This is a genomic window from Streptomyces silaceus, assembly GCF_001419745.1.
Classification (GTDB): domain Bacteria; phylum Actinomycetota; class Actinomycetes; order Streptomycetales; family Streptomycetaceae; genus Streptomyces; species Streptomyces silaceus.
This window is the reverse complement of sequence record NZ_LIRJ01000672.1, coordinates 3042-3523: the sequence shown is the minus strand read 5'-3', so window position 1 is coordinate 3523 and position 482 is coordinate 3042. Positions and strand designations below refer to the sequence as shown.

Here is a 482-nt window from a genome sequence, read left to right as displayed (position 1 = left end):
GCCCCGGAACACGTGGCCCCCGAGGACGACACCCCCGAGGACGACGACCCGGACCTGGTCGAGTCGGCCCTCTCGGGCCACGACCTGATCATGAGGGAACTGGGCGCGACGGTGGTGGACGAGTACCCGAACGAGTAGGGGGAGCCGCCCCGCCCGGGGACGCCGGGCCTGGAGGAACGTACGAGAGGCTCCGGAGCCGGACCTCGTACAAAGGCACCCCGCCCCGCGGGCTAGGCTGGCCACCGTGAAGGTCCTCGTCATCGGCAGTGGTGCCCGCGAACACGCCCTGTGCCGCTCTCTGTCCCTCGACCCCGACGTCTCCGCGCTGCACTGTGCCCCCGGCAACGCCGGCATCGCAGAGGTGGCCGAGCTGCACCAGGTGGACGCCCTCGACGGTGCCGCCGTCGCGGCCCTGGCGACCGAGCTGGAGGCGGGGCTCGTCGTCGTGGGCCCCGAGGCCCCCCTCGTCGCGGGCGTCGCCG

The 482-nt window shown here is 74.1% G+C and carries 1 pseudogene; it reads left to right on the top strand.

The features are described 5' to 3' along the window. Positions 1 to 244 precede the first annotated feature (244 nt). A pseudogene (locus tag AOK22_RS43605) lies at positions 245 to 482 on the top strand (phosphoribosylamine--glycine ligase); the annotation flags it as partial.